The sequence below is a fragment of the Niallia sp. FSL W8-0951 genome, assembly GCF_038006525.1.
Classification (GTDB): Bacteria; Bacillota; Bacilli; order Bacillales; family Cytobacillaceae; genus Niallia; species Niallia circulans.
Genome location: NZ_JBBOVK010000001.1, coordinates 2818513 through 2844223, shown reverse-complemented (window position 1 = coordinate 2844223; position 25711 = coordinate 2818513). Strand labels below are relative to the sequence as shown.

The following is a 25711-nucleotide window of genomic DNA, read 5'->3' as shown; positions in this document are numbered from 1 at the left end:
TAAATGGAATTATGTGCGAGTTAATAAGCACCCCCTTTAATCTAACAGCGGAAACAACTTTGTTTCCGCTATTTTAAAAATATGCAGTGGAGGGTACCTATAATGAACAAGAAAACAATTCGTGATATTGATTTAAAAGGGAAAAAAGTATTTGTTCGTGTTGACTTCAACGTACCGATGAAAGATCAACAAATTACGGACGAAACAAGAATTCAAGCAGCACTTCCAACAATTAAGGAATTAGTTGAGAGTGGTGCAATTGTTATTCTAGCAAGTCACTTAGGACGTCCAAAAGGTGAAGTTGTAGAGGAGCTGCGTTTAACTCCTGTTGCAAAACGCCTTTCTGAATTACTAGGGAAAGAAGTTGCGAAAGCAGATGAGTCATATGGTGAAGCTGTTAAAGCACAAATCAGCAAGTTATCAGAAGGGGATGTAATCCTTCTTGAAAACGTACGTTTCAATGCTGGTGAAGAAAAAAATGATGCAGAATTAGCAAAACAATATGCAGAGCTTGCAGATGTATTTGTAAATGATGCATTTGGTGCTGCACACCGTGCCCATGCTTCAACAGAAGGAATTGCTCATTATATTCCAGCAGTATCTGGATTATTAATGCAAAAAGAACTAGATGTTCTTGGCAAAGCTTTATCCAATCCTGACCGTCCGTTCACAGCAATCATTGGGGGAGCGAAAGTTAAGGATAAAATTGGTGTAATTGATAACCTTCTTGATAAAGTAGATAACTTAATTATCGGCGGAGGCTTAGCTTATACTTTTGTTAAATCTCTTGGCCATGAAATTGGTAAATCTTTATTAGAAGAAGATAAAATCGATCTTGCTAAATCTTATATGGAAAAGGCAAAAGAAAAAGGCGTTAAATTCTATATGCCTGTTGATGTTATCGTTGCAGATGATTTCTCAAATGATGCAAACATCAAAGCTGTTTCTATCGAAGAAATCCCAGCTGATTGGGAAGCATTAGATATCGGACCTAAAACACGTGAAATCTATGCAGATGTTATTAAAAATTCTAAATTAGTAATTTGGAATGGACCAATGGGTGTGTTCGAATTAGATGCATTTGCAAATGGTACAAAAGCAGTAGCTGAAGCACTTGCTGAATCTCAAGATACATATTCAGTAATTGGTGGTGGAGATTCTGCAGCAGCAGTTGAGAAATTTGATTTAGCAGATAAGATGAGTCATATTTCTACTGGCGGCGGTGCTTCATTAGAATTTATGGAAGGTAAAGAACTTCCAGGTGTAGTGGCTTTAAACGACAAATAATATCTTTATAGATATGCATGAAAGGATGTTTAACATGCGCAAACCAATTATTGCAGGTAACTGGAAAATGAACAAAACACTTCCTGAAGCTGTTGAGTTTATCCAAGAAGTAAAAGCATCTGTTCCATCAAGTGAAAAAGTGGATACAGTTGTTTGTGCGCCTGCGTTATTTTTAGGACAATTAGTAGAATTAACTGATGGCACAGATGTAAAAATCGGTGCACAAAATATGCATTTCGAAAAAAATGGTGCATTCACTGGAGAAATCAGCCCAGTTGCATTAGAAAATATCGGTGCAAAATATGTAGTACTTGGACATTCAGAGCGTCGTGAGTTCTTTAATGAAACAGATGAGTCTGTTAACAAAAAGACAATCGCTGCATTTGAAAATGGTTTAACTCCAATTGTTTGCTGTGGGGAAACACTAGAGCAAAGAGAAAATGGCGAAACAAATGACTTTGTTGCAACTCAAGTAACAAAAGCACTTAATGGTTTAACTCCAGAACAAGCAAAAGCAACAGTTGTTGCATATGAGCCAATCTGGGCAATTGGAACAGGTAAATCTTCTACTTCTGCAGATGCAAACGAAGTATGTGCACATATTCGTAAAGTAGTAAGTGAACAATTTTCACCAGAAGTTGCAGAAGAAATCCGTATCCAATACGGTGGCAGCGTTAAGCCTGAAAACATTAAAGAATATATGGCGCAGCCAGATATTGACGGAGCATTAGTAGGCGGAGCTAGCCTAGAAGCTCAAAGCTTTTTAGCTTTATTGGAGGCAGGTAAGAATGAGTAAATCTCCAGTAGCTTTAATCATTTTAGATGGTTTTGCTTTAAGAAGCGAACGCATGGGTAATGCAGTAGCACAAGCAAATAAGCCTAATTTCGATAAATATTGGAATTCTTATCCTCATGCTACTTTAGTAGCCAGCGGGGAAGCTGTTGGTCTTCCAGAAGGACAAATGGGTAACTCTGAAGTTGGACATTTGAATATCGGTGCCGGCCGGATCGTATATCAAAGTTTAACAAGAGTGAATCTGTCTATAAGAGAAGGCGAATTTTACAAAAACGAAACTTTTGTTAATGCAATTAAGCATGTAAAAGAAAAAGGCAAAAATCTTCATTTATTCGGATTATTATCCGATGGTGGAGTTCATAGCCACATTGAGCATATGTTTGCACTTCTTCGATTAGCTAAAGAAGAGGGAGTAGAAAATGTATACATTCACGGTATCTTAGATGGTCGAGACGTCGGTCAAAAGACTGCTGAAAAATACATTAAAGCTACACAAGAAAAAATCGCTGAATACGGTGTAGGCGAATTTGCTACTATTTCTGGACGCTACTATTCTATGGATAGAGATAAGCGTTGGGACCGAGTAGAAAAATCATACCGCGCAATGGTATATGGAGAAGGACCAGCATATTCCGATCCATTACAGGTAGTGGAGGATAATTACAATAACGGAATCTTTGATGAGTTCGTGCTTCCATCTGTTATCACAAAAGAGAACGGCGAACCAGTTGCAACGATTGAAGATGAAGATGCTGTAATTTTTTATAACTTCCGTCCTGACCGTGCTATTCAAATCTCAAATACATTCACAAATGAGGACTTCCGTTCATTTGATCGTGGAGAAAAACATCCAAAAAATCTTTACTTTGTATGTTTAACTCATTTTAGTGAAACAGTAAACGGGTATGTTGCATTCAAGCCAACAAACCTTGATAACACTTTAGGGGAAGTTCTTGCACAAAATGGCTTGACTCAGCTTCGTATTGCGGAAACGGAAAAATATCCACATGTTACATTCTTTATGAGCGGTGGACGTGAAGCAGAGTTCCCTGGTGAAAAACGTATTTTGATCAATTCACCAAAAGTAGCAACTTATGATTTAAAACCTGAAATGAGCGCATATGAAGTAACAGATGCGCTATTGAAGGAAATTGAAGCAGATAATTTTGATGCAATTATTCTAAACTTCGCAAACCCTGATATGGTTGGGCACTCCGGAATGCTTGAACCAACAATCAAAGCGATTGAAACAGTGGATGAATGTTTAGGAAAAATTATCACTTTAATTGAACAAAAAGGTGGTAAAGCTATTATCACTGCTGACCATGGTAACTCTGATGAAGTGGTAACACTTGAAGGAAAACCAATGACAGCACATACAACAAATCCAGTACCTGTTATCGTAACAGATAAAAATGCTGAATTACGTACAGATGGTATTTTAGGAGATTTAGCTCCTACAATGTTAGATTTATTAGGTGTAGAAAAGCCAGCAGAAATGACTGGAACATCTATTATTAAAAAATAAGATATTTTAAAAGGAGAGAAAAATTATGCCTTATATTCAACAAGTATATGCTCGTGAAGTATTAGATTCACGTGGTAACCCAACAGTAGAAGTAGAAGTATTAACTGAATCAGGATTCTTTGGTCGTGCACTAGTTCCATCTGGTGCTTCAACTGGTGAATACGAAGCAGTTGAATTACGCGATGGTGACAAATCTCGTTACCTTGGTAAAGGTGTTCTTAAAGCAGTAGAAAACGTAAACGAAGTAATTGCTGAAGCAATTATCGGTATGGACGTTACAGATCAAGTTGGAATCGACAGAACAATGATCGAACTTGATGGTACAGAAAACAAAGGTAAATTAGGTGCTAACGCAATCCTAGGTGTATCTATGGCTGTTGCACATGCTGCTGCTGAAGTAGTAGGTCTTCCATTATACCGTTACCTTGGTGGATTCAACGCGAAGCAATTACCAACTCCAATGATGAACATCATCAACGGTGGTTCTCATGCTGATAACAACGTTGATTTCCAAGAATTCATGATCTTACCAGTAGGAGCTCCAACTTTCAAAGAAGCTCTACGTACTGGTGCTGAAGTATTCCATGCATTAAAAGCAGTTTTACATGCAAAAGGTTTAAACACTGCTGTAGGTGACGAAGGTGGATTCGCTCCAAACCTTGGTTCTAACCGTGAAGCATTAGAAGTAATCATCGAAGCAATCAAAAAAGCTGGATACGAGCCTGGTAAAGATGTATTCTTAGGTATGGACGTTGCTTCTTCTGAGTTCTACAACAAAGAAACTGGTAAATACGATCTTGCAGGAGAAGGCCGTACTGGTTTAACTTCTGAAGAATTAGTAAGCTTCTACGAAGAATTAGTTAACGAATTCCCAATCATCTCAATTGAAGATGGTTTAGATGAAAACGACTGGGAAGGTCACAAATTATTAACTGACCGTATCGGTTCTAAAGTACAACTAGTAGGTGACGATTTATTCGTTACAAACACGAAAAAATTAGCTGAAGGTATCGAAAAAGGAATTGCAAACTCAATCCTTATCAAAGTTAACCAAATTGGTACTTTAACTGAAACTTTTGAAGCTATCGAAATGGCTAAACGTGCTGGTTACACAGCAGTAGTTTCTCACCGTTCTGGTGAAACAGAAGATGCTACAATCGCTGACATCGCGGTTGCTACAAACGCTGGTCAAATCAAAACTGGTTCATTATCTCGTACAGACCGTATCGCTAAATACAACCAACTTCTTCGCATCGAAGACGAGCTTGGCGAGTTAGCAGTATACGATGGTCTTAAATCTTTCTACAACCTTAAAAAATAAGGAAGTTAAGCCTGTCTTAACTTGATAAACACTCTAGCTTTAGGAGTTTTCCTTTAAGCTAGAGTGTTTTTGTTATAGTTGAGAATGTGCTTTTGTTAGGAGAGATAGAGTATCCATTAGCTAGCTGGATACCTGAAGAAGGGAACAGAGAGTCATTCTCTCTACTCGTAAACATAACAGACATAAAAACGAAATACCTATATCCTTTTTAAGAGACTTCTCAATCATTATCTACTATCCCAAAGTGTATTCTACTAATTATTATGACAAAGAGGCGACATACTATTGTGACAAAACATAAAATATGATACATTTAAATTAATGTAGGTTGGTTTTAATGGAGGTGTTTGATATGATACACACAGTTTTGATTACTTTATTGATTATCGTTGCGATTGCATTAATCGTAGTAGTACTTCTTCAAAATGGTAAGAGTGCTGGACTATCTGGAGCAATTTCTGGTGGTGCAGAGCAGTTATTTGGTAAACAAAAAGCACGTGGTTTAGAATTAATCCTTCACAATGCAACAATCGTTTTAGCAATTTTATTCTTTGTCTTAACGATTGCAGTTAGTTATTTTGATCTATAATAACGAAATTCGGTATAGATGAAAAAAACCTGGCCAAGAAAGGTCAGGTTTTTTTTCGGAAAACAAGTGGAGTTGTACATAAATAAGATTTATAAGGAGCTATAGGAAGGTGTAATCATATCACTGGATTCTTTCTTTTCTTTTTTACTAAAATAAAAGGATAGTTCTTTTTCGAATAAATTGGTCACTTTATATTATAGAATAGGGCGAAGGAGAAAATAATAAGACAAAGGAGCGTTTATCTAATGAAAATAGTAGAACAGAAACCATTAACCTTTAAAGGAGATAATAAACGTGCAGTGCTTTTATTGCATGGCTTTACGGGAAATACATCAGATGTACGCTTACTTGGCAGATATTTAAATACAAAGGGCTACACTTGCTATGTACCTTTATATAAAGGTCATGGGGTACCGCCAGAGGAATTAGTGGAATACGGTCCAAAGGATTGGTGGAAGGATGTCACGGAAGGATACCAGCATTTAAAGGAGATGGGGTTTGAAGAAATTGCCGTCGGAGGTCTTTCTTTAGGAGGGGTATTTTCCCTTAAATTAGGTTACACTGTACCTGTAAAGGGTATCGTAACTATGTGTGCTCCAATGTACATTAAAAGTGAAGATGTTATGTATGAAGGCGTACTTGAATATGCTCGTAATTATAAGCAGCGAGAGAAGAAATCAGAAGAAGTTATTGAGCAGGAAATGGCTCAATTTAAGCCAATGAATACATTAAAGGAATTACAAAATTTAATCAAAGAAGTAAGAGAATCGGTTGATCTTATTTATTCACCAGTTTTTGTTATTCAGGCACGACATGATCAAATGATTGATACAAATAGTGCGAATATCATATATGAAGAAGTGGAATCGATTCAAAAAGATATTAAATGGTATGAAAACTCTGGACATGTTATTACACATGATAAAGAAAAAGAAAAAGTTTTTGAAGATTTCTATCAGTTTTTAGAAAAACTAGATTGGAATGAATAAGATGTAAAGGAGGTTTTTTGTTTGGAAGATATAATTAAGGAAAATGTCGAGAAGCTATTAACTTATATGAAAGATGAAGCATATAAACCACTAACCGTGCAAGAGCTAGAGGAAGCTTTCGGAATAGAGGATTCTTCTCACTTTAAAGATTTTGTCAAGGCACTTGTACAGATGGAAGAGAAGGGGCTAGTTGTTCGGACAAGAAGCAATCGCTATGGACTTCCAGAGAAGATGAACCTTATTCGGGGGAAATTAGCTGGTCATGCAAAAGGATTTGCTTTTGTTATTCCTGAAGAACAAGGCATGGATGACATTTTTATCCCGCCAAATGAAGTTAAAACTGCGTTAAATGGTGATATTGTATTAGCACGTGTCACTTCTGAAAGCTCTGGACAAAGAAGAGAAGGAACGATTGTACGAATTATTGAAAGAGGCGTACAGCAAATTGTTGGTACATATTCAGAGAGCAAGCATTTTGGCTTTGTGATCCCTGATGACAAAAAAATCGCGACAGATATTTTTATTCCAAAAGGCAGCACAAAAGGGGCAATAGAAGGTCATAAGGTTGTCGTAAAATTAACTTCTTACCCTGAAGGCAGAAAGAATGCTGAGGGAGAAGTTGTTAAAATACTAGGACATAAAAATGACCCTGGTGTCGATATTTTATCGGTAATTCATAAGCATGGATTACCTCTTGCCTTTCCAGATAACGTGTTAGAACAAGCGAATAGTGCACCAGATACGATTGATGAAAAGGAAATTGCCAATAGACGTGATTTGCGCAATGAAACTATTGTCACGATTGATGGGGCAGATGCGAAAGATTTGGATGATGCCGTTACAGTCACGATGTTAGGGAACGGTAATTATAAATTAGGAGTTCATATTGCAGATGTTTCTTACTATGTAACGGAAAACTCACCAATAGATGTAGAAGCCGAGGAGAGAGGTACTAGCGTCTATTTAGTTGACCGTGTTATTCCAATGATTCCGCACCGTTTATCTAATGGAATTTGTTCCTTAAATCCCAAGGTTGATCGCTTAACTCTTTCCTGTGAGATGGAAATTTCGCCTGAGGGAGAAGTAGTTTCACATGAAATTTTTCAAAGTGTCATTAAAACAACGGAACGTATGACATATGCGGATGTGAACTCGATTCTACATGATAAAGATGAAGAGTTGAGAGCCAAGTATGAAGGTCTTGTCCCGATGTTTGAACGAATGGAGGAGCTAGCAGCCATCCTGCGCAAAAAACGGATGACTCGTGGTGCCATTGATTTTGACTTTAAAGAATCTAAAGTAATTGTAGATGAAGATGGAAAGCCACAGGATGTTATTTTAAGAGAACGTTCTGTCGCAGAAAAACTAATTGAAGAGTTTATGCTTGTTGCCAACGAAACAGTTGCGGAACATTTTCATTGGATGCAGGTTCCATTTATTTACCGTATTCATGAAGATCCAAAAGAGGAAAAGCTGAGAAGATTTTTCGAGTTTATTACAAACTTTGGTTATATCGTGAAAGGTACAGCGAACTCTGTTCATCCAAGAGCGTTACAAGAAATTATTGAGTCAGTACAGGGAACTCCTGAAGAGATGGTCATTTCGACTGTCATGCTGCGCTCCATGCAGCAAGCTAAATACTATCCAGAAAGCTTAGGGCATTTTGGTTTATCAACAGAATTTTATACGCATTTTACATCGCCGATTAGACGGTATCCGGATTTAATCGTACATCGTTTAATTCGTACGTATTTAATTGAAGGAGATATTAGTTCTGCTACACAAGAAAAGTGGAACAGCCGCCTAACAGAAATTGCTGAGCACTCCTCTAGTATGGAAAGAAGATCAGTAGAAGCAGAACGTGAAACGGATGAACTGAAAAAATCAGAGTACATGCTTGATAAAATTGGCGAAGAATATGATGGTATTATTAGTTCTGTTACGAATTTTGGTATGTTTGTGGAACTTACGAATACGATTGAAGGACTTGTCCATGTAAGCTATATGACGGATGATTACTATCGTTATGATGAGCGTCATTTTGCTATGATTGGCGAGCGAACAGGGAAGGTTTTCCGTATTGGAGACGAAATTACTGTTCGCGTTGTGAATGTTAACAAAGAGGAACGTGCCATTGACTTTGAAATAGTTGGAATGAAGGGAACACGCCGCAGAGATCCGAAGAAAGAAGGGAAGGTATTTTCTACTGGCAGTGTCTCTCGTGCCCCGCGTAAAGGCAAATCAGATAGAGATACGGATCGTAAAGGAAAAACAGGTGAATCAAGACGTAAAGGAAAGAATGATAGAAAACACTTCGAGAATGCTCCAAAAGCAAAGAGAAAGAAAAAGAAACGCTAAGAGATAAATAGATGCATTTATGCATGTGGTTTCTTTTGGATGAAGAAGCCACATGCAGAGGATGTTTGTATATTAAGCGTTCTTTTGATAAAATTATTGGCAGAGTAGGGGGAAGAGACATGCCAAAAGGTGAAGGGAAATTAGTAGCACAGAATAAAAAAGCAAACCATGACTATTTTATTGAAGAGACTTATGAGGCAGGAATTGTTCTCCAAGGAACAGAAATTAAAGCGATTCGTGCAGGAAGAGTAAATTTGAAGGAATCATATGCGCGGATTATTAATGGCGAGGTATTTCTATTAGGGATGCATATCAGTCCATATGAACAAGGAAATCGCTATAATCATGATCCATTAAGAACAAGAAAGCTTTTATTACATCGCAAACAAATTAATAAGTTAATCGGGGATACAAAAGAAGCGGGCTATGCTTTAGTTCCACTGAAACTGTATTTTAAAAATGGCTATGCAAAGGTTTTGATTGGTCTAGGTAAGGGTAAAAAGAACTATGACAAGCGTGAAACTTTAAAACGTAAAGAAGCAAATCGCAGTATTGAACGTGCTTTACGTGAAAGGCAAAAAATGTAATCCAAAACTTTACAATTGAAATACGCTCCAGTTATGTTATAATAATTTATGTCGATAAGACAACATAACTTTAAGCTCCTATTTCAGAGCTTCCGAAACGTTAAGCTTAAATGCTCAGAATCTTGTAATGTAACAATTACTTGATTTTATCCTTATAATGGGGACGCTACGGATTCGACAGGGATAGTTCGAGCTTAGGTTGCGAGTCGAGGGGATCGGCCTCGTTAAAACGTCAAAGCCTATAACTGGCAAACAACAAAACAACTTCGCTTTAGCTGCTTAATAGCGCTTAGCGGTTCCTCCCTCCATCGCCCATGTGGTAGGGTCAGGGACTCACTTTAAGTGGGCTACGCCGGATTCCACCGTCTGAGGAAGAAGGAAGAGAACAACCAGACTAGCTTATCGGACGCCAGTCAACAGGCAGAAGAATAAGCGAAATGCGAATATGTTGACTACACTCGTAGAAGCTTAAGTGCCGATATTTCTGGACGAGGGTTCGACTCCCTCCGTCTCCACCAAATACATATTTGGTGGTTTTTTATTTTTTATTAAATACTTGATCTAATGGAAATGAATAGACTTTTCATTTCCCATTTATTTTTGGTCCAAAAAGACAGTGATTTCTGTATTATAGGAATCCTGTCTTTTTGTTTTTGTTAAATAGGAATGGGCTTTTAAGTAGTTTAAATTGAGTGGAAGTATAGATTCTAAAACAAGTTTCCTCTAGTTATTAATGATAACAATCCTGTGCGTTATCATGCTTTTCTTAGACTCCTCTTTTTAATCTTTTCCATCAATGCTTTTCGATTCAATTCACTAATGACAAATGAACCAGCAGCTAAAACATTTGCACACAAAGTTTCATTGTAACTATCATTAAAGTTTGCCATTATCAATAGGAAAAGTTTTGTTGTAGTCTTTCATTTCCTTACTAATAGGAAAAAGAACAAAATAGCGTGAAAATGCTTTCTTTTTTATGATGTAGATACAGGAGGTATTCACTATGAGAGACAGATATACCAAGCTTCTTCACATACTTCAAAATTCAGATGGGTTTGTAACAGGAAATGATATTAGTGAACAGCTAAATATTAGTTCCAGAACGGTGAGAAACGACATTAAAGATTTGAATGATAACTATCTCATTGGTGCACGCATTATTTCAAATAAACGCCAAGGTTATCAACTTGAAGGTGAGTTAGTTGGTTTTAAACAGAGACATCATATTGAATTTGAGGAGCGTGCATTTTATATTGTAAAGGCACTTCTAGATACAAAGGAATGGACAACATACGAACAATTATCCCAAATGATTTATTTCTCTCCACAAACGATTCGGTCAGATATTCAACGAATTTCTCAAATGATTACCTCCCAAAAAAGAAATTTATCCGTGGAAGCATTAGTTTTTCAAGGGATTCGATTAGAGGGGGATGAATTTGACAAAAGATTACTACTTGGGAGTTTAGTAGAGAAAAATTTTATGACAATAAAAGAGCTGTATAAAGAATTATTAGTTCGCTTCGGTGGCTGGGTTTTAGAAGAAGAATTAAACTTACTGTCAACAGTGGTGATTGAGAATCTAAATAAGTATATCTATAATATTCCCACGGGGAAATTAAGCAGTTTGTTAGTGCATTTAATTATTACGATATACCGTATCCGACATGGATATGAGATCCGCGAAGGAAAGGAAGTAGAGCAATCTTTAGATTATGAAAAATTTGAATTGGCATATAAGATTTTAGAGGATGTTCAGGAGATATTTCAAATAGTTAAAGAAGGAAATGTTCGCCTTTACATATAAACTTTTTAGTCCTTATTCATCTACTTTTCACAAAAAAATAGTTTTTTTAGATTAATCCCCTACTAAAAAGTGTATAAGTTAATATAGTGTTACTGTATTTCAGTTATAGGGTTTATTAGTCTCTCAAGAAAATCTATTTGTTTTTATCGTTTTCACCGTATATACCTAAACAACCTAATTCATACTAATGAAGTAAAATAGTTCCTGCAAGGAGGATTTGGAATATGCAAACAGAACCAATCACTATACATGCCATTATCAACGGAGAGAAAGTACCAACGGAAAAGCAAGCTCCACGTGAAAATCCAACACATCCGGATGAAATCGTAGGATATGCACCTCTTAATACGAAAGAAGAAACGGTACAAGCGATTGATGCAGCGTATGATGCATTAAAAAGCTGGGCTTGGACGGATGTAGATGAGCGGATAGAAAGAATGGAACGAGCTATTCAAAAATTAAAGGATGCAACACCTGAAATAGCTACTTTGTTATCTCGGGAACATGGGAAAGCTTTATATGATTCCAAAGGTGAAATAGCAATCTCTATCATGTGGATGGAATTTGCATGCAAGAATGTAAAGAAAGTTGTTGCTCCCCAAGAAAAAGAGCATGAAAATGGGAGAACCATCATTACATTTGATCCAGTGGGTGTTGTTTCCGCTATTTCCCCATGGAATTATCCAATTTCTTTATCCACCATTAAAATAGCACCAGCCTTATTAACTGGAAATACAATGGTTGTAAAACCAAGTCCTTTTGCTCCTTTAGCTGTCAGTAAAGTAGTAGAAATTATCGCAGATGAATTTCCTGCAGGTGTGCTCAATCTTGTCCATGGGGATGCAGAGGTAGGGGTAGAGCTTACATCGAATCCAAAAGTTGCAAAGATTGCTTTCACGGGTGGAACGAAGACAGCTAAGAGTATTATGAAGGCTGCTTCTGAAACGATTAAAAAGATGACGCTGGAGCTAGGAGGAAATGATGCCGCGATCGTGCTAGAAGACTTTGATGTAAATGATGAAAAAGCGATGCGAAGAATGGTAATTTCAAACTTCCTTACCGCAGGACAAATATGTATGATAGCGAAACGCATTTATGTTCATCGATCAATCTATGATGCTTTCGTAGAGAAATATATCGAAGCAGCGAATAAGTGGATTCGCGTTGGCGATCCTTTTCATCCTGATGTAACAGTAGGACCAGTAAATAATAAAAATCAGGTGAAATATGTTAAAAGTCTTGTAGAAGATGCCAAAAGTAAAGGGGCTAAAGTGATCCCATTAGGGGAAATTCTCAATCCCGAATTAATGGATAATGGATATTTTCTGCAGCCTACATTAGTATTAGGCGCTGATTTTCATGATCCAATTGTTGTAGAAGAGCAATTTGGACCGACTGTGCCAATTTTGCCTTTTGATGATGAAGAGCAAGTAATTGAGTTACACAATGAGAGTATTTATGGTCTAACAAGTTCTGTTTGGGGCGAAGAAGAACATGCAATTAAAGTTGCCCGTCGCATTGAGGCAGGCACAACAATGATTAATACTGCAGCTGTTCAAGGCTTGGATGTGCGATTCCCATTTGGCGGGGTGAAACAATCTGGAGTTGGAAGAGAGTATGGAGAAGAAGGATTAAAATCTTATGTAGAGACCCATGTAATTAATATCCCGAAAACACTTGAATTACCATATATTCCAGAGTAACAATTTCTTAGCAAGCATAGCATAGGCATGAAAAATAGAAAAAGGATGCTTTCTCTCAAAAGAATGCATCCTTTTTCTATTTGTTATTTAGTTCTATTCTTCCCTATCTCTATATCCTCGCCATCCACATCATCAATTACAGCGCCAATTTCTCCTTCTGTATATGTATCAGTAGCTTGTTCATGAGTAGTTGCCAAGCCAGAAGAAAGTTGGTCTTTTTTTTCATAATCACTTGGATCAAACATGCGTCCTGCAACTTCTGAATTTTGATTATTATTCTTTTTATTCAAATGAAACCCTCCATTTTTGTTAATAGCTCCTACAGATGTATTTTCTTCTATATTGGCCAAAATTACTCATACAATTTTAGATTTAATGAAAAATTGTAGACTATGCTTTAGTCACTTTTCAATTTGACCAGTACTTCAGAAGATGTATGGTCAAATTTTCATCTGAACTTGTGAGATAAGTTTAAAGAAGAAAAAAAGAAAATCTTTTTCTAAGTGATTAATTTTTGTGAATCTTTATACATATAGGTAAAGTAATCACTTCTAATAGTTAAAAAAAAATGTTTATTACATCCGTACATTTTTTAGGGTGGAATAAAAAAGTGCGTATAAGAATTACACATAAAAAATTGTGGATGGTAATATATCTATTTGTGAAAGCGTTTTAATTCCGGGAGGTGATCTTTTAATACGTAAATGGCAAGAATTCAAAAAATCGAATGGGGGGCAAAGTGTATGTGGTTACCCAAAAAAGGCTTTTCTTATTTTGTGATTCTTCTGATGGCTGTTTTAGTTGTTGGTTGCTCGAATTCTTCTGGGAAAAAGGGAAGTGACAAGAAAGAGGTAGAAGCAGAGGTTACGACAGTTGGACCAGAAGATGGTGCGAAGATGGATATGTGGTTATTCGTTGATTTACATCAAAAGTTTTACACGGAAATGCTGAATAAATGGAATGAAGCGAATCCAGATAAGCAGATTCAAATTAAATTTACAGTTTATCCATATGCAGATATGCATACGAAGCTAACTTTATCGGTCCAATCAGGGGAAGGTATTCCTGATTTAGCAGATGTAGAAATTGGCCAATTTCCTAACTATTTAGATGGAGAAGTTCCATGGCTGGCATTAAACAGTTATGTTGAACCATATAAGGCTGATTTGGTGAAATCTCGATTAGATGCTTATGAAAAAGATGGCAACTATTATGGAGTACCGACACATGTAGGTGCTACTGTCATGTACTACAATACAGAAATTCTCGAAAAATATGGAATTGATTATACTCAAATTAAAACATGGGATGACTTTGCAGCAGCTGGTGAGAAGTTAAAAGAGGCTACTAATGGAGAAGTTTATATGACTTCTGTTGATACTGGCGGTGCAGATTGGCTGACGTTAGCAATGTCGGAACACGGAGAATCTTGGGTAGAAGATCCTGCCAATGCAAATGTGAAGCTGGATTCATTAAATAATATGTTAACAATGCAGCAAGGCTGGTTGGAAAGCGGGATCGCTGAAGTAACTCCAGGGGGACAAATTGATACAGAACAAGGCTATGCGACAGTGGCAAAGGGCGAAGTGGCTGCCTTCCCTAAAGCTATTTGGTATATGTCTCGATTTACGGATTATATGCCAGAGATGTCTGGCAAATTTGCGATTGCGCCAGCACCTGTGTTTGAGGAAGGCCAAAAACGTTCAAATGGTGCAGGTGGTACAGGTACAGTCGTATATAAAGACTCTGAAAATGCCGAGCTAGCAGCTGAATTTATGACTTGGGCAAAGTTAACGGAAGAAGGCGGGGAACAAATTTGGAATATCCTTGGGTTTGATCCGGTTAATACAAAGGTTTGGACTAATAAAGAAATCACCCATAATCCGGAGAATGAGTATGTAAAGTACTTTGTTAATAATCCATTTGATACATTATTGGAAATTCAAGATGAAGTAAATTTGATTAAAACTGTGCCAATTACGACTACTATCAATGAAGTATTTAATTTAACCACTTTAAATGAAGTTCTAGAGAATGGGGCAGATGTAAAGCAAGCTCTTGAAGATGCACAAGCGGAGGTAGACTTTGAGCAAGAATAAGTGACGTCTTTAAGATTACCTTTATGTGGTAATCTTAAAGACCCTGATAGAAAAGGAGAGGAATGCATTTGAAAAAATTCCAGGCTTTTTTATTCTCTCAGAAAATAGCGCCTTATGTGTTTATATTGCCGTTTATTGTTAGCTTGTCATTCTTCTGGATATATCCAATGTATTCGACTATAGAGATGAGTTTTCATAATATTGGGAACGGATATAGCGAATATGTTGGACTTGCAAATTATGAAAAGTTGTTAGGGGATAAGGTATTTCATATAGCTGTTAGAAATAGTGTTATCTATACAATCTTAACGTTAATTATTTTAATTCCGATTCCTATGCTCTGTGCATTTTTATTAAATTCAAAAAGTGTAGTAGGAAAAAGAGTCTATAAATCGATTATCTATTTGCCAGCATTAGTTTCAGTAGTAGTGGCAGGTATTTTATTTCGCTATATGTTTAGTGAAATGGATTCTGGTCTTATGAACCAAATCCTTCATTTTTTTGGATTGGAGTCAAAACAATGGCTGAAAAATTGGGGTACGGGCATGTTTGCACTCCTTTTATTAGCAACATGGAGATGGATGGGAGTAAATACTCTATATTTTGAGGCGGGACTAAGCTCAATTGATGAGGTTCTTTATGAATCGGCAAAAGTAGATGGTGCAAATGCCTGGCAAAGATTTTGGCATATCACTCTGCCGTTACTTAAGCCGACAAGAATCTATGTGACAACCATTAGTATATATGCAGGATTAGCCATGTTTCTTGAAAGCTTTATGATACATGGAAGCAATAATTCTCCCAAAAATATCGGGTTAACGATTGTTGGTTATTTGTATAGACGAGGAATTGAAAAGAATGATTTAGGATATGCTTCTGCTGTTGGCTTAGTGTTATTAATTGTTGCTTTATCCATTAGCATGGTGTACTTGCTTTCAAGCGGCATGTTTAAAAAGGAGGCCAAATAAGTATGGGCAAAAATAATCATTTAGCAAGCTCCTCATTGGAAATTAAAAAAGGGAAGAAAGAAGGCAAAAATCCTCTAGTAAAAGCTTTGATTAATGGATTTTTTATCATTATGTGTGCTAGTGTTGCTATCCCTTTTATTTCGGGTTTGTTTGCATCTTTCCGTCCAGGCCAAATGTTAATTAGAAACGGCTTAAATCTAAACTTAGATTTTGAAAATTGGTCATTTATCAACTATAGCTATCTGTTTGATGGAAGTACTGGGTACTTGGACTGGTATAAGAACAGTTTGATTATTACCATTGTTTCGGTAGTTTTAACATTAATTATCTGTTATTTTGTTGCCTATGGCTTTGCGATGTACCATTTTAAATTTAAAAACCTATTATTTTTCCTCGTTATAGCAACAATGATGGTTCCCTTTGAAATACTGATGCTGCCATTATATAAGCAAATGATCAGTTTTGGACTAATAGACACCTATGCAGGGGTTATCCTTCCTGGTTTAGTACATGCTTCTACTATTTTTTTCTTTAGACAATATCTTTCAGGCATCCCAAAGGAATTATTGGATGCAGGAAGAATTGATGGCAGTAGTGAGTATGGAATATGTGTGCGAATTGTTATGCCAATTTCTAAACCTGCCTTTTCTGCTATGGCGATTCTGAGTTCCATGGGGGCGTGGAATAGTATGCTATGGCCATTAATAGTTTTACGGTCAGCAGAAAAATTCACATTACCTATCGGGTTAAATACGTTATTAACTCCTTATGGAAACAATTATGATGTCCTAGTGGCTGGATCTATCTTCTCCATTCTGCCTTTATTTATCTTGTACTTGATATTTAATAAGTACTTTGTAGAAGGTATGACAGCAGGCGCAGTAAAAGGATAAAGGAGCTGAAATAGTTGATGAAAGGGAGGCGGGGCGATGAAAATTAAATATGATTCACCTTTTTGGGAACGGATGGGAAAGCTTTATTCTATTATTGTTTTAAATTTCTTCTGGATATTGTTTAGTCTACCAGTAATTACAATTGGTCCATCCACTGTCGCACTCCATCATTGTATGTTTTCTCTAATTACTGGGAAAGAAATGAATGTTTTTACAGAATTTTACCAAGCATTCAAGACGAATTTTGTTAGAAACATGAAGGTAGGTTTGATCGTTGTCGGCTTTGGAATGTTATTGCTTTCTGCACGAAATTTTTATTTTGAAATGGCAGCAAATACATCACTATCCATTTACTACTTTTATATTTTCCTAGTTTTTCTTTTTGGTTTATTCTTCGTTACTGTCTTTCCAGTTTTATTAACATTTGATGGAACGGTTTTAGAGCTATTACAAACCGCACTATTTTTAGCAATTAAAAATTTACCAATGAGCATCTTGATGGTAGTAGTAGCCTGCTTGATCATTTATTTTTGCCAAATGTTGATTCCATTAGCCTTAATCGGAGTTGCCCTTATCGTGTTTATTAACAGCCATATTTATTGGAGAAAAATTGTTAATAATTTGGTTAATGATGAAGATAATCTTTGATGAAATCAATAGCAATTGTTTATTTCTAAAAAAATTCAATTATGTTAATCAAAATTTACATCGGAAAAGGAATGAGAGAAGTATGACTGAAAATATCAAAACTGCAAAAATGGTAATCGATAAATCTTTTAAAATATCGGAAATAGATTCCCGTATTTATGGTTCGTTTATAGAGCATTTAGGACGGGCGGTTTATGGAGGCATTTATGAGCCTGGACATCCTTCAGCGGATAAGAATGGTTTTCGTCAAGATGTAATCGAGTTAGTTAAGCAATTACAAGTTCCTATTGTGCGATATCCGGGAGGGAATATGGTATCTGCTTATAATTGGGAAGATGGAGTAGGACCAAAGGAAAAACGCCCGCGAAAATTGGAACTAGCATGGAATTCTATCGAAACCAATGAAGTAGGTACAAATGAATTTTTTGAATGGGCAAAACAAGTGAATTCGGAAGTAATGATGGCTGTAAATCTTGGAACGCGCGGCATTGATGCAGCCCGTAACCTTTTAGAATATTGCAATCTACCAGGAGGGACCTATTGGAGCGATTTGAGAAAAGAACATGGCTATAAAGACCCGCATAATATTAAAGTTTGGTGTTTAGGTAACGAAATGGATGGTCCATGGCAAATTGGTCATAAAACAGCCTATGAATATGGAAGACTAGCTGCCGAAACAGCAAAAGCAATGAAAATTGTAGATCCAAGCATTGAACTTGTAAGTTGCGGAAGCTCCAATACAGCGATGCCAACATTCCCTGAATGGGAAGCCACCTCATTGGATCAGACATATGATTACGTTGAGTATGTATCACTGCATACGTATTATGGTAATAGAGACAATGATACAGCGAATTTCCTCGCAAAATCATTAGATATGGATGATTTTATTAAAACAGTTATAGCAACCTGTGATTATATTAAAGCGAAGAAGAGAAGTAAGAAAAAACTTCATTTAAGCTTTGATGAATGGAATGTATGGTTTCACTCGAATGATCAAGATAAGCAAATAGAACCTTGGAGTGTAGCGCCCCCACTTTTAGAAGATGTTTATAATTTTGAAGATGCATTGCTTGTAGGCAGTTTATTGAATTCTTTAATTAACCACTCAGATAGAGTTAAAATTGCTTGCCTTGCCCAATTAGTAAATGTTATTGCTCCAATAATGACGGAAACTGGTGGAGGGTCTTGGAAGCAGACTATCTTCTATCCATACTATTACACATCTGTTTATGGGCGTGGAACAGCAATCCAAGCGATCGTAGACTCACCAAAATATGATTCGACAGATTTTACAGATGTACCATATTTAGATCAGTCTATTGTCTATAATGAGGAGAAAGAGGAGCTTGTGATCTTTGCTGTTAATAGAAGCTTAGATAATCAATTAAATGTAGAGGTAGATATTAGGTCGTTTGAAGAATATTCCATTGTGGAGCATATTGTTCTTGCAAACGATGATCCTAAAGCAATTAATACACTTCACCAGGAAGCAGTTAAACCTGTTGCTTCTCAAGAATCTTATATGGAAAATGGCAAATTAATACTCATTCTGCCAAAAATGTCTTGGAACGTTATTCGGTTGAGAAGGAAGTAGTAAAAAAAGGCGGGATATTTAGAATTTTAATCAAATAAAAAGGAAGGTTTGTCGTAATCGGTCATAGCCAGAATAAACATCGCTTCCCAAAGGAGAGCGATGTTATTTTGCTTTTATTATTACTTCAAATTCCGACTCAAAAAAGCTTGTGTTCGAGGCGATTGTGGGTTTGTAAATAGGCCGACTGGCGGACCAGACTCTTCAATGACACCGTTGTCCATAAAGATGACTTTATTTGCCACTTCCTTGGCAAATCCCATTTCGTGTGTGACGACAATCATGGTCATTTTTTCTTTTGCTAAATCTTTCATCACTGCTAAGACTTCCCCTGTTAGTTCGGGATCTAAAGCGGAGGTAGGTTCATCAAACAGTAGAATTTCTGGTTCCATCATTAATGCTCGAGCAATTGCCACACGTTGCTTTTGTCCTCCAGATAGTTTGGCAGGATAGACATTAGCAAAATTAGATAGACCAATTTTTTCGAGGATTGTCATACTTCTTTCTTGAAGGGAAGAAGCAGATTCTTTCTTCACTAATTTTGGTGCAAGCTGGATATTGTCTATTACAGTAAGATGTGGAAATAGATTAAAATGCTGAAAAACCATTCCCATTCTTGCAGTAATTTGTTTGACTTTTTGCTGCGGAGCATATATTCCATCTTTCACTAACTCGTCTCCAGAAACACGAAGCGTTCCTCCATCGATTTTTTCTAAATCGACAAGACAACGGAGCATTGTGCTTTTACCAGAACCAGAGGGACCAATAACAGCCACAACATCATTGTTATCGACATCAAAGGTTATCCCCTTCAATACTTCGACCTTATCGTATGATTTTTTTATATTCTCTATTTCAATGATTGCCATAAGTATCCGTCCTTCTTATTCAAATTTAAATCTGCGCTCCAGCCATTTAAATAATGCTGTTAATAGCAGGGTCATGATAAGATAAATAATCCCAGCAATAAAAAAGGGCATAATCGTAAAATCTCGGTTTACCGCCGTTTGGGCAAAGTGCAGTAACTCGGGTACAGCAACAGCATACAGCAAGGCTGTATCCTTCACTAATGTGACAGATTCATTTGCCACAGCAGGAAGGGCAATTCGAAACATTTGTGGTAAAACAACCCGTGTGGTTGTTTGCCATTTACTTAAACCAAGCACTTGAGAAGCTTCATACTGACCTTTATCAATTGCAAGCAGACCTCCGCGGAAAATTTCGGCAAAATAGGCTGCATAATTCAAAATAAATCCTAAAGAGGCAGCGACAAAACGATCTAGGACTAAATATTCTCCTATTCCTGGAATCATTGGTAACCCAAAGCATATAAACAATAATTGCAGTAAGAGCGGGGTACCGCGCATGATGTAAACATAACAGCTTGCCAGCCATGCAATTGGCTTGATGGTAGATCGGATTGCGAGTGTTAATAGGAAACCTAATGGAATGGACACTACAATAGCAATAAGAAATAAAAGAACGGTTGCTTTGGCCCCTTCCAACATTGGTTTTAGTATCGATATAATATAATCAATTTCCATTTCTATTCCTCCAACAAAACAAAACAGGGTTTCGGAAAGAAATCCTGTTTTGTTTATGATTCATTTGCGATGTTACTTTAATACTTTATTTTCACCAAACCATTTTTCGGAAACTTCAGCGGCTGTGCCATCTTCATTCATCTCATCAAGTGCTTTTTGAAGCTTCTCTAATAATGCTTCGTTCCCTTTTTTAACCCCAATTCCGTATTCTTCTGGGGCAAGTGATTCATCAAGGATTTTAAAGGAATCTTGTTCTTTTGTCATATAGTAATCAATAACAATTTCATCTATGACAACTGCATCTAAACGACCAGATTTCAGATCATTTAATGCTAATACGTTATCGGAAAACTCGGTAACTTCCTTAATTTTTGATTTAATAGGACTACCATTTAATGCATCGGATGCAGAAGAAAGAGATTGGAGACCAACAACTTTTCCTTCTAAATCATCTAATTTGGTTATTTTTGAGTCCGCTAATGTTACGACAACTTGTGCATTTTTTAGATAAGGCTTTGTGAAAAGAACTTTTTCTTTTCGTTCATCTGTAATAGTATAGCCATTCCAAATTAAGTCAATCCGGCCGCTGCTTAATTCTGATTCCTTTGTTTTCCAATCAATTGGTTGAAATTCAACTGACATATTCATTTTTTTAGCTGCAGCTTTTGCATAATCAATATCGAAGCCGACAATTTCATTATTGTCATCCCTAAACCCCATTGGAGCGAATTTATCATCAATACCAATGACTAATGTATCTTCCTTATTATCTTTAGAATTGTTGGAACATGCCGTAAAAATGAAAAATACAGATGCCAAAATAACTAAATTAATTGCTAAACGTTTCATGTTGTAAAAGCCACCTTTATAAATTATGTTTTCAGTACAAAAAATCTATAAAACTAAAATCCTTTAGTTCGATAATATATTAGAGTGATAAACTAATGTATAAAATTTACCATACCAAAAAAGAAGTTGTCAATAAAATAATTTAACATATTAGTAGAGTAAAGGATTTCGTGGTGAAATATGTAAAAAAAATTATGCGAGCTTTTTTTAATCTAATGGAAATCATAGAGATCAGATTTGAGGTTTAATAGAAGCAAAAGGAGGCAGTGAGGAATGGAGATATATGGGAAGGAGTAGGAGCAATTATTAAAGACTGTGATTGCTCCTACTCCTTTAAACGATTAATTACGTATCAATCAAGTTCAATTGTCGTCTTTTTCATAAAAGGGTGTATCTGTTATGTATTTTTTTGATGAAATAAGCTTATCATCTTTTAAAATATAAGGATGAGTCTCGTGCAAGATAGTTTCTAAGACACTTGGCACTTTCCATTCTCCATAAGCACAAATTAATGGAAAGGAAATGTGGTTGGCAGCGTTATTAACTATTTTCTCAAAATTTCCGATTAAATGAAAAGGCTCTTCCATCGTTGCCCATTCTACATCGAAAGGGAATACTTTGATCCAGATAAGGCTGAACCATTTTATTAAAATAATCTGTAATAGCTGGTGGATGATAACTTCCACTTGAAAAATAAAAATCTAAGCTATTTACATAATGGATCTGTTTCAATTGCGAAGATGTAATTTTGTATTTTAATTGTTCGAATATCCTTTTGCAATTTCGATCATTGTCGATAAGGATTACATATTCTCTTGCTTCGATACCAGCATAAATAAAGCGCAGGACTTCTTCCATATAATTTCGCATGCCTGTATAAAAGAATAAAACATGTAATTTTTCTTTCCCTTCAAGAAACAGCTTTTTTTATTTTCCAATTATGCACCTCTTTATTAAATAATAATTCTATTATAGAGTTTTTCCATGGAAAGATAACTAGTTAAATAAGGATGGTAGTTAGATAAATAATACACTAAGAAAAAATATAATTCCTAGTTGACTTATAAGAGAAATGAGTATAAATTAATAATAATAAATTTATTGAAAATATTTAATATTCCAATTGGAAGAATGCTGATCAGATAAACTGAAGGCTGTTACCTTAAATAAAGAGGGTAACAGCCTTTTTTATTGCAAAAGAGGGGGAGTTATTTTATGAAAAAACAGGTCAAATCATTTGTTAAGATGTTTACCATTCTCCTAGCTGCATCACTAGTACTCTCTGGATGCAGTGGCGAAAAAAGTAGTGGAGAAAATACTAATGCTTCTAAGATAGAACTATTGAATGTTTCCTATGATCCCACGAGAGAACTTTACCAAGAATATAACAAAGCATTCACAAGACATTGGAAAGAAAAAACCGGCCAGGATGTAGCGATACAACAATCTCATGGCGGATCTGGAAAGCAAGCTCGAGCAGTAATTGATGGTATCGAAGCTGATGTAGTTACACTAGCATTAGCAGGTGATATTGATGCCATTGTAAAGGAAAGAGGAGCTATTCCAGAAGATTGGCAAACAAAGTTTGAAAGTAATTCTACACCTTATACGTCAACTATTGTGTTTCTTGTCAGAAAGGGAAATCCCAAGAATATTAAGGATTGGGATGATTTAATTAAAGCTGATGTCTCTGTTGTTACACCTAATCCTAAAACCTCCGGTGGAGCAAGGTGGAATTATCTAGCTGCATGGGCTTATGCTGCCAAACAGTTTAATGGCGATGAAGAGAAAATCAAAGCATTTATTAAAGCACTATTTCAAAATGTAGAAGTTCTTGATTCAGGAGCGCGAGATTCTACGAACACATTTGTTCAAAGAGGAATAGGTGATGTTTTAATAGCATGGGAAAATGAAGCGTATTTAGCAATTGATGAGTTAGGAAAAGAAAAGTTCGAAATTGTTAGTCCATCTCTTAGTATTTTAGCGGAGCCGCCAGTAGCGGTTGTCGAAGGAATTACAGAGAAAAAAGGAACAACAGAAGTTGCCAAAGAGTACCTTCAGTTTCTGTATAGTGAGGAAGGACAGGAAATTGCTGCAAAAAATTATTATCGTCCAAGGAATCCAGAAGTGTTAAAAAAATATGCAGATCAATTCGAAGAGATAGAATTAGTTACGATTGATGATGATTTCGGCGGCTGGACAAAGGCACAAGAAAAACATTTTAGTGATGGTGGGACATTTGATCAAATCTATATACCTTCTAATTAAGTGAACGAGAAAAAGGGCATTTTTATGAGAAACATATTTTTACATCATCATTCCCTTTAATACAGTTATATGGGAATGATGATGAATTTGTGTAAAACAATTTAATTTACAAGCTAAAGAGGTGAAGAAATGAGGAAAGGAAAAAAACAAAAAAGAAGGATTAAAATGAATAATGCTCTTCCTGGCTTTGGTTTGTCCTTGGGATATACTATGCTCTATCTAAGTATATTGGTCATTTTGCCATTAACGATGATTTTCTTTAATACAACCAAAATGGGCTGGGAGAGGTTTTGGGATACGGTCCTAGATCCAAGGGTAGTTGCCTCCTATAAATTAAGCTTTGGAGCTTCTTTTACGGCTGCTTTAATAAATGTAGTATTTGGTGTGCTGCTTGCATGGGTATTAGTTCGCTATCCCTTTCCAGGCAAGAGAATGGTGGATGGATTAGTTGATTTGCCTTTTGCACTTCCAACTGCTGTGGCAGGGATTGCACTGACAACACTTTATGCTCCAAATGGATGGATAGGCAGTCTCCTTTGGTTTAAGGTTGCCTTTACGCCTATTGGGGTAACTATTGCCTTAACCTTTATTGGATTGCCTTTTGTCGTTCGGATGGTTCAGCCGGTTTTGCAAAATTTAGATAAGGAGATAGAAGAGGCATCAGCAAGCCTTGGCGCATCACAGCTCCAGACATTTATTAAAGTAATTATTCCAGAGCTGCTGCCGGCAATTCTTGCAGGATTTACGCTGGCATTCGCACGATCGTTAGGAGAATATGGCTCTGTTGTTTTTATCGCGGGAAATATGCCGATGAAAACAGAAATTACGCCATTATTAATAATTACGAAACTGGAGCAGTATGACTATGCGGGTGCCACTGCAATTGCATCTGTCATGTTATTTATCTCCTTTATTTTGCTTTTCTGCATAAATCTATTACAGTGGTGGACAAATCGAAATATGACGCCAAATTAAGAAAGGAGGAGTGAAATATGGCAGGAAATGTGCGATTACAGCAAGTATCCACACCAATTCAAACTACATCAAATACTTCAGAGCCAAAATGGCTGCGTTGGGTACTCATTGGTGCTGCACTTTTATTCTTGGCCTTGTTTTTGTTGCTACCTTTAGCGACTATCTTTATTCAAGCATTTGATCAAGGGGCTAAGCTATATCTTGCAGCAATTACTGAACCTGATGCTTTAGCTGCAATAAAGCTTACTTTATTGGTAACAGTGATTGCAGTACCGTTAAATGCGATTTTCGGAGTTGCTGCAGCGTGGGCTGTATCAAAGTTCCATTTTAAAGGAAAGAATCTATTCATTACATTAATTGATCTACCTTTCGCCGTATCGCCAGTAATAGCTGGATTGGTATTCGTGCTGCTTTTTAGTACCCATGGTTTGTTTGGGGAATGGCTTTTAGCCCATAATATAAAAATTATCTTTGCTGTTCCAGGAATTGTCCTTGCAACTGTTTTTGTTACCTTACCGTTTGTTGCAAGAGAATTAATTCCCTTAATGCAAGCACAAGGAACTTCAGAAGAAGAGGCATCACTGACACTCGGGGCAGGAGGCTGGAAAACGTTTTGGTATGTAACATTGCCGAATATAAAGTGGGGATTATTATATGGAGTTATTCTATGTAATGCAAGAGCAATCGGAGAATTTGGAGCTGTGTCTGTTGTCTCAGGCCATATTCGTGGATTGACAAATACCATGCCTCTGCATATAGAAATCTTGTATGGGGAGTATCGTTTTGCCGCTGCATTCGCAGTCGCAACACTTATGTCGATATTAGCTATTATCACTTTAATTATTAAAAGCTTACTAGAGTGGAAGACCAAAAAAACAGCTTATGAATAATTAGTCATATGAGAGGAG

23 protein-coding genes, 1 other RNA gene and 1 pseudogene are annotated in these 25711 nt (G+C 36.5%); 19 read left to right on the top strand and 6 right to left on the bottom strand.

What is annotated here, in order from left to right:
* Positions 1-102: 102 nt before the first annotated feature.
* The 11 genes from NSS71_RS14230 (at position 103) to NSS71_RS14180 (ending at position 12965) form a co-directional block, all read left to right on the top strand.
* Positions 103-1287 (top strand): phosphoglycerate kinase, encoded by a 1185-nt coding sequence (locus tag NSS71_RS14230; RefSeq protein ID WP_047943785.1) that lies wholly within the window; start codon positions 103-105, stop codon positions 1285-1287.
* 34 nt (positions 1288-1321) lie between these two features.
* A complete protein-coding gene (gene tpiA / locus NSS71_RS14225; protein ID WP_047943786.1) occupies positions 1322-2083 on the top strand; it encodes a triose-phosphate isomerase in 762 nt (253 codons plus the stop codon).
* Entirely contained in the window at positions 2076-3611 is a 1536-nt protein-coding gene (gpmI, locus tag NSS71_RS14220; protein ID WP_047943787.1) for a 2,3-bisphosphoglycerate-independent phosphoglycerate mutase, read from the top strand. The genes tpiA and gpmI overlap by 8 nt, the downstream gene beginning before the upstream one ends.
* A gap of 25 nt (positions 3612-3636) precedes the next feature.
* Positions 3637-4932, top strand: a complete 1296-nt coding sequence (gene eno / locus NSS71_RS14215) for a phosphopyruvate hydratase (protein WP_047943788.1) — start codon at positions 3637-3639, stop codon at positions 4930-4932.
* A gap of 355 nt (positions 4933-5287) precedes the next feature.
* Positions 5288-5521, top strand: a complete 234-nt coding sequence (gene secG, locus NSS71_RS14210; protein WP_031540682.1) for a preprotein translocase subunit SecG — start codon at positions 5288-5290, stop codon at positions 5519-5521.
* A 245-nt stretch (positions 5522-5766) separates the two neighbouring features.
* Positions 5767-6510, top strand: a complete 744-nt coding sequence (locus NSS71_RS14205; RefSeq protein ID WP_047943789.1) for an alpha/beta hydrolase — start codon at positions 5767-5769, stop codon at positions 6508-6510.
* A gap of 66 nt (positions 6511-6576) precedes the next feature.
* Positions 6577-8868, top strand: coding sequence for a ribonuclease R (rnr, locus tag NSS71_RS14200; RefSeq protein WP_373694335.1), 2292 nt, complete (start codon positions 6577-6579; stop codon positions 8866-8868).
* A gap of 119 nt (positions 8869-8987) precedes the next feature.
* Entirely contained in the window at positions 8988-9455 is a 468-nt protein-coding gene (smpB, locus tag NSS71_RS14195; protein WP_016203855.1) for an SsrA-binding protein SmpB, read from the top strand.
* 159 nt (positions 9456-9614) lie between these two features.
* Positions 9615-9973, top strand: a transfer-messenger RNA (tmRNA) gene (gene ssrA / locus NSS71_RS14190).
* Between the two features lie 485 nt (positions 9974-10458).
* Complete coding sequence (locus NSS71_RS14185) at positions 10459-11262, top strand: BglG family transcription antiterminator (RefSeq protein ID WP_341151776.1); 804 nt, start codon at positions 10459-10461, stop codon at positions 11260-11262.
* A 224-nt stretch (positions 11263-11486) separates the two neighbouring features.
* On the top strand, positions 11487-12965 hold the full coding sequence (locus NSS71_RS14180) for an aldehyde dehydrogenase family protein (RefSeq protein ID WP_341151775.1): 1479 nt from the start codon (positions 11487-11489) through the stop codon (positions 12963-12965).
* A gap of 83 nt (positions 12966-13048) precedes the next feature.
* On the opposite strand, the gene NSS71_RS14175 is transcribed toward NSS71_RS14180, so the two are convergent.
* A complete protein-coding gene (locus NSS71_RS14175) occupies positions 13049-13255 on the bottom strand; it encodes a YozQ family protein (protein ID WP_095258622.1) in 207 nt (68 codons plus the stop codon).
* Positions 13256-13708: 453 nt separating this feature from the next.
* Here NSS71_RS14175 and NSS71_RS14170 point away from each other — a divergent pair, with 453 nt between their 5' ends.
* The 5 genes from NSS71_RS14170 (at position 13709) to arfA (ending at position 19170) form a co-directional block, all read left to right on the top strand.
* Positions 13709-15064 carry an ABC transporter substrate-binding protein gene (locus tag NSS71_RS14170; RefSeq protein WP_217988646.1) on the top strand — a complete coding sequence of 452 codons (1356 nt, stop codon included), beginning with the start codon at positions 13709-13711 and terminating at the stop codon, positions 15062-15064.
* Positions 15065-15132: 68 nt separating this feature from the next.
* Complete coding sequence (locus tag NSS71_RS14165; protein ID WP_341151774.1) at positions 15133-16032, top strand: carbohydrate ABC transporter permease; 900 nt, start codon at positions 15133-15135, stop codon at positions 16030-16032.
* A 2-nt stretch (positions 16033-16034) separates the two neighbouring features.
* Positions 16035-16925, top strand: a complete 891-nt coding sequence (locus NSS71_RS14160; protein ID WP_176474024.1) for a carbohydrate ABC transporter permease — start codon at positions 16035-16037, stop codon at positions 16923-16925.
* Positions 16926-16961: 36 nt separating this feature from the next.
* Complete coding sequence (locus NSS71_RS14155) at positions 16962-17573, top strand: YesL family protein (RefSeq protein WP_095322132.1); 612 nt, start codon at positions 16962-16964, stop codon at positions 17571-17573.
* Positions 17574-17655: 82 nt separating this feature from the next.
* Positions 17656-19170 (top strand): arabinosylfuranosidase ArfA, encoded by a 1515-nt coding sequence (arfA, locus tag NSS71_RS14150; RefSeq protein ID WP_095258658.1) that lies wholly within the window; start codon positions 17656-17658, stop codon positions 19168-19170.
* 119 nt (positions 19171-19289) lie between these two features.
* Here arfA and NSS71_RS14145 read toward each other — a convergent pair whose 3' ends face one another.
* The 5 genes and pseudogenes from NSS71_RS14145 to NSS71_RS14125 all read right to left on the bottom strand — a co-directional run.
* Positions 19290-20036, bottom strand: a complete 747-nt coding sequence (locus NSS71_RS14145) for an amino acid ABC transporter ATP-binding protein (protein ID WP_341151773.1) — start codon at positions 20034-20036, stop codon at positions 19290-19292.
* 15 nt (positions 20037-20051) lie between these two features.
* Positions 20052-20711 carry an amino acid ABC transporter permease gene (locus NSS71_RS14140; protein WP_047943804.1) on the bottom strand — a complete coding sequence of 220 codons (660 nt, stop codon included), beginning with the start codon at positions 20709-20711 and terminating at the stop codon, positions 20052-20054.
* A gap of 72 nt (positions 20712-20783) precedes the next feature.
* The gene (locus NSS71_RS14135; protein ID WP_061799168.1) at positions 20784-21560 is read right to left on the bottom strand and encodes an amino acid ABC transporter substrate-binding protein; all 777 of its coding nucleotides are present in this window, start codon (positions 21558-21560) and stop codon (positions 20784-20786) included.
* Between the two features lie 362 nt (positions 21561-21922).
* Entirely contained in the window at positions 21923-22246 is a 324-nt protein-coding gene (locus tag NSS71_RS14130; RefSeq protein WP_341151976.1) for a hypothetical protein, read from the bottom strand.
* Positions 22239-22418: pseudogene (locus NSS71_RS14125) on the bottom strand (MEDS domain-containing protein); the annotation flags it as partial. The gene NSS71_RS14130 and the pseudogene NSS71_RS14125, both read right to left, overlap by 8 nt.
* Before the next feature lie 357 nt (positions 22419-22775).
* Between NSS71_RS14125 and NSS71_RS14120 the strand changes: the two are divergent.
* From NSS71_RS14120 to cysW, 3 genes are all read left to right on the top strand, one after another.
* The gene (locus tag NSS71_RS14120; RefSeq protein ID WP_047943806.1) at positions 22776-23828 is read left to right on the top strand and encodes a sulfate ABC transporter substrate-binding protein; all 1053 of its coding nucleotides are present in this window, start codon (positions 22776-22778) and stop codon (positions 23826-23828) included.
* A gap of 129 nt (positions 23829-23957) precedes the next feature.
* A complete protein-coding gene (gene cysT / locus NSS71_RS14115; protein ID WP_341151772.1) occupies positions 23958-24803 on the top strand; it encodes a sulfate ABC transporter permease subunit CysT in 846 nt (281 codons plus the stop codon).
* A gap of 17 nt (positions 24804-24820) precedes the next feature.
* Entirely contained in the window at positions 24821-25693 is an 873-nt protein-coding gene (gene cysW, locus NSS71_RS14110; protein ID WP_341151771.1) for a sulfate ABC transporter permease subunit CysW, read from the top strand.
* Positions 25694-25711 lie beyond the last annotated feature (18 nt).

Bases quoted from the DNA above. Each gene is read 5' to 3' on its own strand.
- NSS71_RS14230 (WP_047943785.1), top strand. From the start codon at position 103: ATGAACAAGAAAACAATTCGTGATATTGATTTAAAAGGGAAAAAAGTA.
- tpiA (WP_047943786.1), top strand. From the start codon at position 1,322: ATGCGCAAACCAATTATTGCAGGTAACTGGAAAATGAACAAAACACTT.
- gpmI (WP_047943787.1), top strand. From the start codon at position 2,076: ATGAGTAAATCTCCAGTAGCTTTAATCATTTTAGATGGTTTTGCTTTA.
- eno (WP_047943788.1), top strand. From the start codon at position 3,637: ATGCCTTATATTCAACAAGTATATGCTCGTGAAGTATTAGATTCACGT.
- NSS71_RS14205 (WP_047943789.1), top strand. From the start codon at position 5,767: ATGAAAATAGTAGAACAGAAACCATTAACCTTTAAAGGAGATAATAAA.
- rnr (WP_373694335.1), top strand. From the start codon at position 6,577: ATGAAAGATGAAGCATATAAACCACTAACCGTGCAAGAGCTAGAGGAA.
- smpB (WP_016203855.1), top strand. From the start codon at position 8,988: ATGCCAAAAGGTGAAGGGAAATTAGTAGCACAGAATAAAAAAGCAAAC.
- NSS71_RS14185 (WP_341151776.1), top strand. From the start codon at position 10,459: ATGAGAGACAGATATACCAAGCTTCTTCACATACTTCAAAATTCAGAT.
- NSS71_RS14180 (WP_341151775.1), top strand. From the start codon at position 11,487: ATGCAAACAGAACCAATCACTATACATGCCATTATCAACGGAGAGAAA.
- NSS71_RS14170 (WP_217988646.1), top strand. From the start codon at position 13,709: ATGTGGTTACCCAAAAAAGGCTTTTCTTATTTTGTGATTCTTCTGATG.
- NSS71_RS14160 (WP_176474024.1), top strand. From the start codon at position 16,035: ATGGGCAAAAATAATCATTTAGCAAGCTCCTCATTGGAAATTAAAAAA.
- NSS71_RS14155 (WP_095322132.1), top strand. From the start codon at position 16,962: ATGAAAATTAAATATGATTCACCTTTTTGGGAACGGATGGGAAAGCTT.
- arfA (WP_095258658.1), top strand. From the start codon at position 17,656: ATGACTGAAAATATCAAAACTGCAAAAATGGTAATCGATAAATCTTTT.
- NSS71_RS14145 (WP_341151773.1), bottom strand. From the start codon at position 20,036: ATGGCAATCATTGAAATAGAGAATATAAAAAAATCATACGATAAGGTC.
- NSS71_RS14140 (WP_047943804.1), bottom strand. From the start codon at position 20,711: ATGGAAATTGATTATATTATATCGATACTAAAACCAATGTTGGAAGGG.
- NSS71_RS14135 (WP_061799168.1), bottom strand. From the start codon at position 21,560: ATGAAACGTTTAGCAATTAATTTAGTTATTTTGGCATCTGTATTTTTC.
- NSS71_RS14120 (WP_047943806.1), top strand. From the start codon at position 22,776: ATGAAAAAACAGGTCAAATCATTTGTTAAGATGTTTACCATTCTCCTA.
- cysT (WP_341151772.1), top strand. From the start codon at position 23,958: ATGAGGAAAGGAAAAAAACAAAAAAGAAGGATTAAAATGAATAATGCT.
- cysW (WP_341151771.1), top strand. From the start codon at position 24,821: ATGGCAGGAAATGTGCGATTACAGCAAGTATCCACACCAATTCAAACT.